Genomic DNA, 14075 nt, shown 5'->3' on the forward strand with positions numbered 1-14075 from the left:
CATTGCGATGCGGAATGTCAGGCATTTCCGGGCGTTATGGTCAGGCCGTGCTGTGCAGCCCCTCGGGGAAAATCTCAGCAACTTCACAGCTTCGCGCGTTTCTCATAGGTGGCCCACAGGAAAACGAGAGGTTCCTCTATGAAGCACCACTAGCATCCGGGGAATGCCATCCCGAACCGTCATCGAAAAAAGCGTTGATTCCCCAGCTGCCGCTCAGGGTCGCCGCCGCAGGCGTGGACGCAGGGCCGCGAAGGGACCCGTGTTCGTGGACGCCTCCGGACGCAGGGCCAAGACCCTGCGCCGGGCCGGCATCCTCGTCGGAGTTCTCTGCCTCGGATACGCGGCCGTACTCGGCCTGGTGTTCCTCGGCTGGGGCACGTGGCTCGCCCCGTCGTCGGTACTGCCGGTCCAGGGCGAGAAGAGCACTCCCGAGGGTGGCCACGGCCCCCGGGGCCACCTCGGCAAGGTCAGGCCGGCCGGCAAGCCCGCCGCCACCAGGCCTCCGAACGCGCCCCCGTCTTCCTCCCCGTCCCTGTCCGCGTCCGTGTCCGCCTCCGAAGCCGGCTGACCGGAGCGCGGACACAGTCATGACGAAGACCTCCACCAAAGGCCGCCGACGTGCTCCCTCGAGGATCGAGCGAGCCGCGGGCAGGGCCGCCGCGATCCAGAAGCCACGAGTCGCCCTGGCAGGAATGATCCTGCTTGCCCTGACCAGCGTGATGCTGCTCCACGGCTATCTACGAGCGGAGGTGGGAGGTGATCAGCGTGTGCGCACCGGCGCGGACTCCGACACCGTCCCTGACGCGGTACTGGACGGAGGTCCCGTCCTCACCTTCCGGGACGGAGAGGCAGTGGCACGGTCCCTGCCCGACAAGACGATCGCACTCACCTTCGACGACGGGCCCACACCGACGTGGACACCCCAGGTCCTGGAGATCCTCCGGGAGAACGACGTCCCGGGCACGTTCTTCGTGACCGGCACCATGGTCTCGCGGTATCCGGACATCGTGCGGACGATGGTCGAGCAGGGTAACGAGGTGGGTGTTCACACCTTCTCCCACGTGGACCTGTCGTATCAGAGCGCGAGCCGCATCCATCGCGAGATGGAGCAGACGCAGCTCGCCCTCGCGGGGGCGGCCGGCATCACCACGACCCTGTTCCGTGCGCCGTACTCCTCACGACCGGACGCCATCGACGACTACAGCTGGCCCGTCTACAAGGAACTGGGCGAGCAGGGCTACACCAGTGCCTTCATCGACAATGACAGCGGCGACTGGAAGCGACCCGGCGTCTCGAAGATCATCGAAGGGGCCACGCCAGAGGAGGGGAAGGGTGCCTCGGTCCTCTTCCACGATGCCGGTGGGGAACGCTCGCAGACCATCGAGGCGTTGCCGCGGTACATCGAGATGATGAAGGAGAAGGGGTACACCTTCACCACCATCAGCGGTGCCCTCGCCAAGACCGGTGCACGCAGGGGGGCCGGCGGAGACCTCGGGGCCACAACCGGCACGCAGCCGGCCGAGGATGCCGCGCCGGGTGGCGGGGGTGTCCATCGGGCGGGGCCGGGCCGAACGGCCGCCCAGGCCGCGCACCGCACCGCCACCGGCGTCATGCTCTACGAAGGCAAGGCCCTCGTATGGGCGGTCGCCGTCGCCGACCGTACCGTGCCGGTCCTCGCGACGGGTCTCGCGGTGGTCGGGGTCGCCGTGCTGGGCCGGTTCGCGATGATGCTGGTCCTGGCCCGCCGCCACGACAGAAGCCGCAACGGCCGCCGATTCACCTGGGGGTCACCGGTGACCCGGCCGGTGAGCGTGATCGTGCCCGCGTACAACGAGAAGGAATGCATCGCCAACACGCTCCGCTCCCTCGCCCGGAGCACTCATCCGATCGAGATCATCGTGGTCGACGACGGCTCGACCGACGGCACCGCGGACATCGCCGAGAGCCTCGGGCTTCCGAACGTGCGCGTCATCCGCCAGGAGAACGCGGGCAAGCCGGCCGCGCTGAACAACGGCGTGCGCAGTGCGCGACACGACATCGTCGTGATGATGGACGGCGACACCGTCTTCGAGCCGGACACGGTGCGGCTCCTGGTGCAGCCCTTCGCCGATCCTGAGGTGGGCGCGGTCGCGGGCAACGCCAAGGTCGGCAACCGCAGGACCGTCATCGGTGCCTGGCAGCACATCGAGTACGTGATGGGCTTCAACCTGGACCGGCGCATGTACGACCTGCTGCGCTGCATGCCGACGATCCCGGGCGCGATCGGCGCGTTCCGCCGGGACGCGGTGCTCGGCGTGGGCGGCATGAGCGAGGACACGCTCGCCGAGGACACCGACATCACCATCGCGATGCACCGCGCGGGCTGGCGGATCGTCTATCAGGAGCACGCCAGGGCCTGGACGGAGGCGCCGGGTTCGCTCAGGCAGCTGTGGTCGCAGCGGTACAGGTGGTCCTACGGGACGATGCAGGCCCTGTGGAAGCACCGCAGATGCCTGACGGACAAAGGCGCCTCGGGCCGATTCGGCCGGGTGGGCATGCCTCTCGTGGTCCTCTTCCAGATCGTCACACCGGTCTTCGCCCCGCTGATCGACGTCTTCACCGTCTACTCGATGATCTTCGTGGACTTCCGGGCCGCCCTGCTGGCGTGGTTGGCGGTGCTGACCGTCCAGATGACGTGCGCCGCTTACGCGTTCCGCCTGGATCGGGAGCAGTACCGCTATCTGCTGATGATGCCGCTGCAGCAACTGGCCTACCGCCAGATGATGTACCTCGTCCTCATCCACTCCTGCGTCACCGCGCTTTCCGGCGGCCGGTTGCGCTGGCAGAAGCTCAAGCGCACCGGTGAAGTGGGGTCGCCGGTGAAGTCGGGCTGAAGAGGGCTCCGTCGGAGGCGAGTCGAGGCCGAGCGGGGGCAGGGGGCGCCGCAGCAGGCCGGCGAGGTGGTTGACAGCGCTCGTGGACAGCGACACAGGGGACTGGAAGACATGGGCACGGGAAACACGGCGGGGACGGGAGACCGCCGCCGAGCAGGTCACCGGTGGACAGGTGTGGCGGGGAGATCAACTACCGCGCACCCGCCGTTCACCCGTTGGCGTCAACGAAATGCGACGGTCGCGCGGTCGTCGGTACCGGTCCCGGCGGGCGGGCGGCGATCCGCCCCCGGCGCTGTGCGGCGGTACCGGGGGCGGACGGGGGGAACCGAGGGCCGTGGGCAGACGGTCAGTCCACCAACTGTTCGTACGCCGGGAGGGTCAGGAAGTCGGCGTAGTCAGCGTCCAGGGACACGTGGAGCAGCAGGTCGTGGGCCTGCTGCCAGCTGCCCGCCGCGAAGGCGTCCTCGCCGATCTCCTCCCGGATCGCCGCCAGTTCCTCGGCGGCGACTTCGCGTGCCAACTCGGGCGTGGCGCGTTCGCCGTTCTCGAAGACGACGCCCGCGTTGATCCACTGCCAGATCTGCGAGCGGGAGATCTCGGCCGTGGCCGCGTCCTCCATCAGGTTGAAGATGGCGACGGCGCCGAGTCCGCGCAGCCATGCCTCGATGTACCGCATGCCGACCTGGACGGCGTTGCGGAGCCCCTCGTACGTGGGCTTCGCATCCAGCGAATCGATCGCGATCAGGTCTCCGGGGGCCACGGAGACGTCTTCGCGCAGGCGGTCCTTCTGGTTGGGGCGGTCGCCGAGGACGGCGTCGAAGGAGGCCATGGCGATCGGGACCAGGTCGGGGTGGGCCACCCAGGAGCCGTCGAAGCCGTCGGCGGCCTCGCGGTCCTTGTCGGCCTTGACCTTCTCGAAGGCCACCTTGTTGACCTCGGGGTCCTTCCGGGACGGGATGAAGGCCGCCATGCCGCCGATGGCGTGGGCGCCGCGCTTGTGGCACGTGCGGACCAGGAGCTCGGTGTACGCGCGCATGAACGGGGCCGTCATGGTGACCGCGTTGCGGTCCGGGAGGACGAACTTGGTGCCGCCGTCACGGAAGTTCTTGACGATCGAGAAGAGGTAGTCCCATCGGCCCGCGTTGAGTCCTGAGGCGTGGTCGCGGAGCTCGTAGAGGATCTCCTCCATCTCGTACGCCGCCGTGATCGTCTCGATCAGGACCGTGGCGCGGACCGTGCCCTGGGGGACGCCCACGTAGTCCTGTGCGAAGACGAAGACGTCGTTCCAGAGGCGGGCTTCCAGGTGGGATTCGGTTTTCGGGAGGTAGAAGTACGGTCCCTTGCCGAGGTCGATCAATCGCTGGGCGTTGTGGAAGAAGTAGAGGCCGAAGTCGACGAGCGCGCCGGGGACGGCGCGTCCTTCGACACGGACGTGGCGTTCGTCGAGGTGCCAGCCGCGGGGCCGCATCACCACCGTCGCCAGTTCTTCGGAGGGCCTGAGGGCGTACGACTTGCCGGTGCGGGCATCGGTGAAGTCGATGCGCCGTTCGTAGGCGTCGATCAGATTGAGCTGGCCGAGGACGACGTTCTCCCAGGTGGGGGCGGACGCGTCCTCGAAGTCGGCAAGCCAGACCTTCGCACCCGAGTTCAGGGCGTTGATGGTCATCTTGCGGTCGGTCGGACCGGTGATCTCGACGCGGCGGTCGTCGAGGGGGGCCGGCGCGGGCGCGACCCGCCAGCCCTCGTCCTCGCGGATCCCGGCGGTCTCCGGAAGGAAGTCCAGGCTGCTGGTGCGGGCGATCTCCGTGCGGCGCTGCACCCGGCGGGCGAGGAGTTCGTCGCGCCGGGGCGTGAACCGCCGGTGCAGCTCGGCCACGAAGGCGAGGGCCGCGTCGGTGAGGACCTCGTCCTGCCGCGGCAGCGGGTCGGCTTCGACGGTGGCCAGCGGGGACGGCGCTGGTGCGGACATGAGCTGTCACTTCCTTCAGCGAGCTTCGCGGTCGGTGCCGGACGGCCGCCGGTCTTCGTCGATCGGCACTCGGTGCCATGGGCTCCGGGATGTGGCCGGGGGCGCCTTGTCGTCTGGGTGCGCTTCTGATCTGTGGATAATAGTTACCGCATAGTGGAAGTTCAATGGTTTGTTGATGTCGAGAATCTCCGAGTCGACATATCGTGGCGCTCGGTGCCAGCCCGTTCACGCCCCGCGAGTGTGTGGTGGTGGCTGCTGCACCGGACGACCGGCAGAGGGGGCCGGGGTGCGGGGGAGAGGGGCCGGATCCAGGGTGGCGGGAGTGGGCAGCCGATCACCGGGTCCCCCGGGGAGCCGCCCCCGCGGGGCGACTCGGACTCACTCCAGGTGCGCCAAGTCCTCGGGGGTGTCGATGTCGTACGGCTCGGCCGCGTCCCCGCACTCGACGAGCACGATGTCCTTCTCGTGCTCCCGAAGGTAGTCCCGGGCGCCGCGGTCCCCCGACGCGCTGCGCGCCACGGCGTCCCAGCGCCGCGAGCCGAACAGCACCGGATGGCCCCGCTCGCCCCGGTACGCCGCGGACACGAGGGCCGACGAGGAGTCACAGGCCGCGACCACCCGGGCCACGGCCGCGGCACCGATGCCCGGCTGGTCCACCAGGTACACCAGCACGGCGTCCGGACCGCCGCCCGCCGCCGTCAGGGAGTCGAGCCCCGCGCGCAGCGACGAGCCCATGCCTTCTTCCCATTCGGGGTTGACGGAGACCACGCAGCCCGACAGGTCGGCCAGCCGTAGCACCTCGTCGGCCGCCGCCCCGAGGACGACGTGCACGGACCGGCAGCCGCCCGCCCGTAGGACCCGCACCGCGTTCTCCACCAGCGGGCGGCCGCGGTGCTCCAGCAGGGCCTTCGGACGGCCACCCAGGCGCCGGCCCCCGCCCGCTGCCAGAACCAGCCCAGCCACCTGCGGTTTTTGTGAAGTGTGAGCCATGTACCCTGCTTACCCCATCGAGCCGCCGGATGGGGTGATGACCTAGGGCAGGGTGCCGTTCCGATATCGGAGTTCACTACGGGGGACCTCGTGCGCACGGTCGGCGTCGCCGGAACCCGACGGCACTTTCCCGCCGTTGGAGGGTGACGAACCGCAGCCGGTCGCCGTTTACCTGATCGCCGCACGACTCGGGTGGCCCCGCCGCCGGGTCGCGGCCCCGCGACCGTGCGCCCGGGCCCGTCTCCGCCGAGGCGTCGCCTCCCGCCTCTGTCTCGTCCCCGTCCCGCGGTTCCGCGCCGCCCGGGGAGCCCGGTGCCGGCGCCGGGGGTGTCGACCTGGCGGACCGGTACGGCAGCCGCTCGATGGTGATCCGGTCGGGACGAAGGGGCGGACGGCGACATCCGGTGACCGCCCGGGCTTCGCGACCGGCGGCGGCCGGGGCCCTGCTGTTCACGGCGGGCGACCGGGGTCGTCCGACACCTGCACGTCGCAGACACCCTCCGCGACGTAGGTCCGCTGGGGCACGATTGCCGCCAAATCCCGTCTCCTCGTGCTGACGAACGCCGGGCGCGCCGGGCTCTTCGCGGTGGGGGCATTCCGCGACGCATCCGGCCCCACCAGGTACGTGGTGCTCGACCCCACGGCTCGGGCGGCAGGCGTGGGAAGTGGACACGACCAACTGAATTTCGTACCGCGGAGTAGCGAAGCGGCTACGCCATGACGTTAACTGACCCGCAACTCGCGTGCGCCCCCGGGGAATCGACCACTTTCCCGCGGGTCGCGCACCAGGCGGAACTACGACGAGCGAGGGGGGAGAAGCTTGCTGCGGAGCGTGGGGCAGACACGGGTGACGGAAAGCGGTGAGGACCCGAGGGTGACGGAGCTGCGCGCTGCCGTCTCCCGGCTCCGCCGTGAACTGGCGGGTCTTCCGTCCGAGTTCGCCGACCGCGGGATCGCGGAGGACGAGCTCGCGGCGATGGCCGAGATGGCGGTGAGCGGGATGCCGGAGATCCGGCGCCTCAGCCGCTCGCTCCTGCTGGTCGCCGGATCCATCGGCTCGGTGAGTGCACTGGCGGGCGGACTGTCGAAGGTGAGGAAGGCGGTGGAACTGTTCGGCGAGCCGAGGTCCTGACCCCGGCTCCTGCACGCCGGACGGCAGCTCCGGACGACGGCCGCCCGCGAGCTCCGTACGGCCCGTCGCCGCCCGGCGAAAGCCGGGGCTGCGGGCCCAGGGTCCGCGGCGCGATCCGGTGCCGGCGTGCGCGCGCGTTCGCATGCCGGCCGGTCACGCGACCGTCGCGGAAGAGACGAACGGCATCACCGCACGGCTCGCCCCGTGGCTACGCTGGAGGCGATGTTCACCTCCCAGGGACCCACCCTTCGCGAACTCGCCGTTCAGGCGCTGTCATCGGTCGAGCACGGCTACGACCTTCTCGCACCGAAGTTCGACCAGACTCCCTTCCGTACGCCTGAGCGGATCCTCGACGAGTTCGTCGGCGCGCTGCAGCCGTCCGGGCCGTTCGTCGCGGGGCTCGACCTGTGCTGCGGGACGGGTGCGGGCACTGGTGTTCTGGGCCGGTTGTGCACGGGGCGGGTCGTCGGCGTCGACTTCAGCGCGGGGATGCTCGCCGAGGCCCGGTCCGCGCACCCGTCGGCGGACTGGGTGCGGGCCGACGTACGGTCACTCCCGTTCCGGCCGTGCTTCGACCTGGCCGTGAGCTTCGGGGCGTTCGGGCACTTCCTGCCGAAGGAGCGGCCCGGGCTCTTCGCGCAGGTGCACGCGGCGCTGCGGCCGGGCGGCCTGTTCGCCTTCCCGGTCGGCGCCCCGCCCCGCCCCGGATCCCCCGGGTACTGGGCGACGCTCGGGTTCGACACGGCGATGCGCGTGCGCAACCTGCTGTGGCGGCCCCCCTTCGTCATGTACTACCGCACCTTCGCGCTCCGCGAGGTCCTGGCCGAACTGGACCGGACCGGCTTTGCGGTGGAACTGCTCCCCCTCGACGGACTCGGCCGCAGGCCCGACGGGAGTCCGCGCTGCGCGGTGGTCGCCGCCCGCCGTCGGGACTGAGGGCAGCCACCGGCGGTGCGGCCCCGGCAAGGCCATGGGGATCAGCGCCTGATCAGCCGACGCTCCGTGGCCGCCGCCACGGCCGCGGTCCGGGACTCCACGCCCAGCTTCGCGTAGACGTGGACCAGGTGGGACTTGACCGTGGCCTGGCTGAGGAACAGCCGTTTGCTGATCTGCTGGTTGGACAGACCCTCGCTCACCAGGTGCAGCACCTCCAGCTCGCGCTTGGTCAGTGCCTGCTCGGGCGCCCGCATCCGGTCCATCAGACGGTGTGCCACCGTCGGGGCCAGCGCGGACCGTCCCGCCGCGGCCGTTCGTACGGCGGCGGCCAACTCCTCCGGCGGCGCGTCCTTGAGCAGGTAGCCGCTCGCGCCGGCCTCGACCGCGGCGAGGATGTCCGCATCCGTGTCGTACGTGGTGAGGACGAGGACGCGGGGCGCATCCGGCAGGGCCGTGATCGCGGCGGTCGCTTCGCACCCGTGCATGCCGGAGCCGAACTGCAGGTCCATCAGCACGACGTCGAAGTCTCCGGCGCCGACCTGAGCGACCGCGTCCTCCGCGGTGGCAGCCTCGGCGACGACGCGGAGTCCGGGCTCGGTGTCGAGGACCGCACGGAGCCCGGCCCGCACCACGGGATGGTCGTCGGCCAGCAGGAGGCGGATCGTCATGAGGCTTCTCCGAGAGAACGGGGCACGGGGGCGGGCGGCCGGCCCGCTGGTGGAGCGGCGGCCGGGGAGGGCGGCACCGCGGACGGCGTCGGCGTCGCGGGGGCGAGCGGCAGGGTGACCGCCACTGCGGTGCCGTGGCCGGGTGCCGATTCGACGGTGAAGGTGCCGTTGAGCGATTGCGCTCGGGAGCGCATGGCCGGGAGGCCGAAGCCCCCGTCCGCCGGACGCAGCGGGTCCGTGTCCGCCGCCGCGCCCGCCGGTAGGCCGTCCGCCGGGTGCGGCGCGGCGGCGAAGCCCTTGCCGTCATCCACTACGTCCAGGGTCACCGAGTCCTGCATGAAGGTCAGGGTGATCTCGGCGCGCCCGGCGGACGCGTGGCGGACGGTGTTGGCGAGGGCCGACTGGGCGATCCTCAGCAGGGCCACCTCGTACGGGGTGGGCAGCGGGGCGGGAGTGCCGCTGACGGAGAACCTGACCAGGGGACCGGGACCCGCACCTGCGCCCGAACCGGATCGGGCGAGCCGCTCCAGCGCACCGGCGAGTGAGCCGTGTTCCAGGTCGGGCGGCGTCAGGGCGCGCACGAACCGCCGTGCTTCCGCGAGGTTGTCCCGGGCGGCCCGCCGGGCCTGCCCGATGTGCTCCGCCGCGGGCGAACCCTGCGGCAGGACCCGTTCGGCCGCCCCCAGCAGCAGATGGATGGAGGAAAGCCCCTGGGCGAGGGTGTCGTGGATCTCGCGGGCCAGCCGTTCCCGCTCGGCGAGGGTACCCGCGTGCCGCTCCGCCGCGGCGAGTTCCGCCCGGGTCGCGACCAATTCGTCGATGAGTTCGCGGCGCCGCTCGCTCTCCCGGTACAGGGCCTGGTAGCCGAGCACGGTCGCCACCGCGACGGCCGCCCCGAGCAGCGGCCCGATGAAGGCGCCCGGACTGAGCGGCCCGCCGTGCCGTACGTACGACAGGATCGCGGCGCCCGCGGTCGCGGTGACGGCGGGCAGGGACCAGCGGACGGGTAGCAGGTGCAACTGGAGGAAGTACAGCGGGAACGCCAACCAGAGGGCGTCGGGGGTGAGCCACAGGAGGAGCAGCCACGCGGAACACAGGGCGGCGAGCCACCGTGCGGCGCCGGACCGGGATGTACGCACGGTCGGCAGGAAGGATCCGGCCGCGTAGACGGCGCCGGTCACCGCGGCGACGGCGACGACGGCCGCGGTGTCCGGTGCCCGGACGGCGACGGCACGTAGGGCGGCGAGTACGAGGAGGCAAGCGAGCAGCAGGTGCAGACAGACGCGGAGGACGCGGAGGGCGGGGGTCAGAGTGCGGGGATCCATGGCCGCTCCAGGGTAGGCCGCATGCTGCCGGCGAATCCCCTCCGGTCCGGTTCGTCCGCGGCGGTGGCGGACCCGTGGGCGGTGGTTCGGGCCGCTGGGCCCGCCGTGGTCGCCGCTGGATCCGTCCGCGCACCTGGGCGGCGGCCCGCCCCAGGAGCGTTCCCGTGCGTGGCGTGCGCAACCGGTCCGCGCGAGGCACCGCGCAGCCGAGGCAGCGCCGCTGCCCGGCCGGGGCCGGGCCGGGGACCAACGGGTCGGCGCACGTCGTGCCGGTGGTCCGGTGGTCGCTCCGCCCCGGCGAGGGCACTCGTCGGCGCACGGCACGGCATGGTGCGGGGCAGCACGGCACGGGGCAGCACGGCGCGGTGCGGGGCCGCCCGGTCGGTTCGGCGATGACCGGTCCTGATCGACCTTGCTGTGCCGAAGCAGTACGGAGGCGTCCGGATGTGCAGGATCTGGGGGAATGTCGGAACAGGGCGTTGACAACGATGTCTCGTTCATGGTCGAGTCCTCTGGCCATCCCCATTCGTACCGCCGCCGGTCGGTCGGCGGGAGGAGGCCGCGCGTCGATGACCTTCGGCTCGATCTCCCCGAACACGAAAGCCACGTGGCGCACGCGCGCCGCCCGAGCAATGGCCCTGCTGCTGAATCCGCCGAGGCACGGCGGAGCGTCCCGCTCCGCAGCCGTGACCTCCCGCGCCGATCCCGCGGCCCGCGAAGCGGATGGCCCCACCGCGTCGCCGGCGTCGCCTTCCGATCCTTCGAGCCTGGTGCCCAGGCCGCGTTCGGTGCGCTGGCTCCCGGGCACCGTGCCCGTTCCCGAGCGCGTCACCGCGGTGGTCGGATCCGCCACCGACGCTCCCGCGCTGGACGTGCTCCAGGACGCGTTGCACGCCGCGGGGGTACGGGTGGTCCGCCGAATCGACGACCGTACGGATCCGGGGCCCGGCCTCGCCGTCCTCGTGGGCGGGGCGAAGGAGAACGCCGCCACGCGCGCGTCCCTCGACGCGCTCGGGGTGCAAGGGGCGGAGGCCATGGCCGCGGAAGGCTACGTCCTCGTCGTCCGGAACGACCGCATCGTCCTCGCGGGAGCAGATGCCGCGGGCACGTACTACGCCGCCCAGACCCTCAGGACTCTGCTGCGGAGCCGGCCCGCGGGGACCCGCGGTCGGCTCCCCGCCGTCGAGATCCGGGACTGGCCGGGGATGCGGCTGCGCGGCATCACCGAAGGCCCACCCGGCCCGCCCAGGTCGCACGCCGAGCGTCTCGCCTGCCTCGACTGGATGGGCCGGAACAAGCTGAACCTCTACGTCCACGCGCCGCAGGACGACCCGTACCTGCACGCCGCGTGGCGCACACCGTATCCCGCGCACGAGCTGGCGCGGCTCGGAGAGCTCGTCCGCCGGGCCGGCTCCCATCACATCGACGTCCGCTGCGTCGTGTCCCCTGGGCCTTCCCTCCGCTGCTCGGACCCCGCCGAGGCAGCAGCCCTCAGCGCCAAGTTCGGCGCACTGTGGGGGATCGGCGTGCGTACCTTCGCGGTGTCGTTCGACCGCGCGGATCCACTGGTCGGATGCAACGGGTCCGACCGCAGAGCCTTCGGTACGGGACCCGCCGCGGCGGCGGCCGCGCAGGCGTACTTCGCCAACGCGGTCCTCAGGGAGTTCGCCGCCGCGCACCCCGGCGCCGCGGCACCGGACGTGGTGCCGAGCGAGAGTTGGGACGCGGCCGGGCCCGACTATGCCCTGCGCCTGGCGAGGGACCTCGACGCGTCGGTCACCGTCCACTGGGCCGTCGGGGGCGCCGCGCGGCCGGTGACCCGCGCCGAGGTGGCCGCCGCCCGCGCGGTGCTGGGTCATGCCCTGTTGCTCCGGAACGGCCCCCCTGCCGACGGCCCTGCTCCCCGACGCCGACTGCCCCGCCCGTACACCGGACGGGATGCCGGCCTCGCCGCGCCCGGCCGCCCGGGCGTGGCCGTCGGGGTCGCCGCCGAGGCCGTGCGTGACGCGTGGGGCGCACCGCACGGTCCGCGCACCTTCGCCGACTACGCCTGGAACGACGCGGAGTACGACCCCGAACGCTCCTGCGCGGTGCGGTCCTCGTAGGACGGGCCGTTCGCGGCGGACCGGGCGGGAGGGCAGCCCGCGACGACAACCAGCCGACCCGACCGACCTGCGGCGTCGTCCACGCGGGGGTCGGGGAGGTCGGGGAGGAGGGCGCGCCGCAATCGCGGTCGGTGCCGCCGGTCGAGCGGTCCCACGTCCCGGTGCGCCGACAGGGCTCGCCGCTGCCGTCCGGCGCGTCCGGGGCGACACGTCGCCTCGGGATCCATCGAAAGGTTGATTCCTGAGCAAACCCTTGCGCGATGCCCGTCGCAGCCCCCGGCAGGCAGGCTGGTCGCCATGTTCGTGGCATTGAGAGACCTGAGATTCGCCAAGGGGCGGTTTGCCCTGATGGGCAGCGTGATCGTGCTGATCACGCTGCTCGTCGGGCTGCTGTCCGGGCTGACGGCGGGGCTGGCCCGGGAGAACGTCTCGGCCGTCACCGGCCTCCCGGTCGACCACCTCGCCTTCGCGGCGCCGCCGTCCGGCCGCGCGGTGTCGTTCACCAACTCGGTGGTCGGCGAGGGCGCGTGGCGCACCTGGGCGGGACAGCCCGGCGTACGTGCGGCCGAACCGGTCGGGATCCGAACGCTCGACGCGACCTCGGACGACCGTACCGCGGCCGTGTCGGCCTTCGGGGTGGAGCCGCACGGCATGATCGCCCCCGGCCGGCTGGCCCCCGGCCGGGCCGTGCTCTCCGCGCGGGCCGCAGCGGACCTCGGGGTCGTCGTCGGTGACGCGGTACGGCTCGGTCCGCGGACCGTGATCGTGGCGGACGTGTCCGGCGACGCCTCGTACAGCCACACCCCCGTCGTGTGGACCTCCCTCGAGGACTGGCAGGCGCTCGGTCGTGGCGGCGGCACCGACGGGGGGACGGTCCCCGCAGGGCAGGCCACCGTCGTCGCCCTGCGCACGGACGGCAGCGCCGACCTCGGGGCCGCGGACCGGGCCGCGGGAACCCGGACCCTGGCCCTCGACGAGGCGCTCACCGCGATCGGGTCCTACCAGGCCGAGAACGGCTCGCTCCAACTGATGCGCGGCTTCCTGTTCGCGATCTCCGCCCTCGTCATCGGCGCGTTCTTCACCGTCTGGACCATCCAGCGGAGCGCCGACGTCGCGGTGCTGAAGGCGCTCGGTGCACCGACGCCGTACCTGCTGCGGGACGCACTCGGGCAGGCGGCAGTGATGTTGGGCGCCGGCACGCTGACCGGAACGGCGCTGGCCCTGGGGGCCGGTGCCCTGGTCGGCGGCGGGGACGTGCCGTTCGTCCAGGAAACGTCGACGGTCCTGCTGCCGGCACTGGTGATGATCGTCCTGGGAATGCTCGGGGCCGCCCTGTCCGTGCGGCGGATCACCGCCGTCGACCCGCTGACCGCCCTGGGGAGCGCCCGATGACCCTGCTGCTCGACGGCATCACCCTCACCTACCCGGACGGCGAGGGGAGACTGACCGCGCTCGACTCGGTCGCCCTGGACGTCCCGCCCGGTTCGCTCACCGCTGTCGTGGGCCCCTCGGGTTCCGGCAAGTCCAGCCTGCTCGCTGTCGCGGCCACACTCGTCACCCCCGACGCCGGACGCGTCGTCGTGGCCGGTACGGATGCCACCGTGCTGAGCCGGGCGGACCGGGCCGTACTGCGCCGCGAGCACATCGGGATCGTCTTCCAGCAGCCCCATCTGCTGCCCGCGCTCACGGCCGTGGAACAACTCCTGGTGATGGCCCACCTCTCCGGCCGCAAACCCCGTCGGGCGGCTGACCGGGCACGGGAGTTGCTGGCCGCGGTCGGCCTGGCCGGGCAGGCGCACCGCCGCCCCCACCAGCTCTCGGGCGGTCAGCGCCAGCGCGTCAACATCGCCCGCGCCCTGATGAACGACCCGTCGGTGCTCCTCGTCGACGAGCCGACCAGCGCCCTCGACCACGAGCGGGGTGCTGCGGTCCTCGATCTGCTGGCCACCCTGACCAGGGAACGGAGCACGGCGACGGTCCTGGTCACCCACGACCCGAGCCACCCCGCCCGGGCCGACCAGGTGGTGACGATGGCGGACGGGCGCCTGCGCCGGCCTGCTGCGTCCTGAACCCGGCC

At 72.1% G+C, this 14075-nt stretch carries 11 protein-coding genes; 7 read left to right on the forward strand and 4 right to left on the reverse strand.

Features of this window, described 5'->3' with window-relative positions:
• Window positions 1–265: 265 nt before the first annotated feature.
• Window positions 266–568: a hypothetical protein gene (locus ACFXOM_RS10075; RefSeq protein ID WP_384934293.1), complete on the forward strand. Its 303-nt coding sequence runs from the start codon at window positions 266–268 to the stop codon at window positions 566–568.
• A 19-nt stretch (window positions 569–587) separates the two neighbouring features.
• Window positions 588–2873 carry a bifunctional polysaccharide deacetylase/glycosyltransferase family 2 protein gene (locus tag ACFXOM_RS10080; protein WP_384944352.1) on the forward strand — a complete coding sequence of 762 codons (2286 nt, stop codon included), beginning with the start codon at window positions 588–590 and terminating at the stop codon, window positions 2871–2873.
• A gap of 346 nt (window positions 2874–3219) precedes the next feature.
• On the opposite strand, the gene aceB is transcribed toward ACFXOM_RS10080, so the two are convergent.
• Both aceB and ACFXOM_RS10090 read right to left on the reverse strand, forming a co-directional pair.
• Window positions 3220–4842, reverse strand: coding sequence for a malate synthase A (aceB, locus tag ACFXOM_RS10085; protein WP_384934299.1), 1623 nt, complete (start codon window positions 4840–4842; stop codon window positions 3220–3222).
• A gap of 378 nt (window positions 4843–5220) precedes the next feature.
• Window positions 5221–5832 (reverse strand): NTP transferase domain-containing protein, encoded by a 612-nt coding sequence (locus ACFXOM_RS10090; RefSeq protein WP_384934302.1) that lies wholly within the window; start codon window positions 5830–5832, stop codon window positions 5221–5223.
• A gap of 820 nt (window positions 5833–6652) precedes the next feature.
• Between ACFXOM_RS10090 and ACFXOM_RS10095 the strand changes: the two genes are divergently transcribed.
• Window positions 6653–6964 carry a DUF5955 family protein gene (locus ACFXOM_RS10095; protein WP_384934305.1) on the forward strand — a complete coding sequence of 104 codons (312 nt, stop codon included), beginning with the start codon at window positions 6653–6655 and terminating at the stop codon, window positions 6962–6964.
• Window positions 6965–7186: 222 nt separating this feature from the next.
• Entirely contained in the window at window positions 7187–7900 is a 714-nt protein-coding gene (locus tag ACFXOM_RS10100) for a class I SAM-dependent methyltransferase (protein ID WP_384934308.1), read from the forward strand.
• Window positions 7901–7941: 41 nt separating this feature from the next.
• Here ACFXOM_RS10100 and ACFXOM_RS10105 read toward each other — a convergent pair whose 3' ends face one another.
• Window positions 7942–8568, reverse strand: a complete 627-nt coding sequence (locus ACFXOM_RS10105; RefSeq protein ID WP_384934311.1) for a response regulator — start codon at window positions 8566–8568, stop codon at window positions 7942–7944.
• Window positions 8565–9893: a sensor histidine kinase gene (locus tag ACFXOM_RS10110; protein WP_384934313.1), complete on the reverse strand. Its 1329-nt coding sequence runs from the start codon at window positions 9891–9893 to the stop codon at window positions 8565–8567. Before ACFXOM_RS10110 ends, ACFXOM_RS10105 begins: the two co-directional genes overlap by 4 nt.
• Window positions 9894–10462: 569 nt before the next feature.
• Here ACFXOM_RS10110 and ACFXOM_RS10115 point away from each other — a divergent pair.
• The 3 genes from ACFXOM_RS10115 to ACFXOM_RS10125 all read left to right on the forward strand — a co-directional run bounded on the left by ACFXOM_RS10115 (window position 10463) and on the right by ACFXOM_RS10125 (window position 14067).
• Window positions 10463–11998, forward strand: coding sequence for a beta-N-acetylglucosaminidase domain-containing protein (locus tag ACFXOM_RS10115; protein ID WP_384934316.1), 1536 nt, complete (start codon window positions 10463–10465; stop codon window positions 11996–11998).
• 297 nt (window positions 11999–12295) lie between these two features.
• Window positions 12296–13390 carry an ABC transporter permease gene (locus ACFXOM_RS10120; RefSeq protein WP_384944354.1) on the forward strand — a complete coding sequence of 365 codons (1095 nt, stop codon included), beginning with the start codon at window positions 12296–12298 and terminating at the stop codon, window positions 13388–13390.
• Window positions 13387–14067, forward strand: coding sequence for an ABC transporter ATP-binding protein (locus tag ACFXOM_RS10125; RefSeq protein WP_384944355.1), 681 nt, complete (start codon window positions 13387–13389; stop codon window positions 14065–14067). The genes ACFXOM_RS10120 and ACFXOM_RS10125 overlap by 4 nt, the downstream gene beginning before the upstream one ends.
• Window positions 14068–14075 lie beyond the last annotated feature (8 nt).

This window comes from Streptomyces sp. NPDC059169 (assembly GCF_042755225.1).
Classification (GTDB): domain Bacteria; phylum Actinomycetota; class Actinomycetes; order Streptomycetales; family Streptomycetaceae; genus Streptomyces.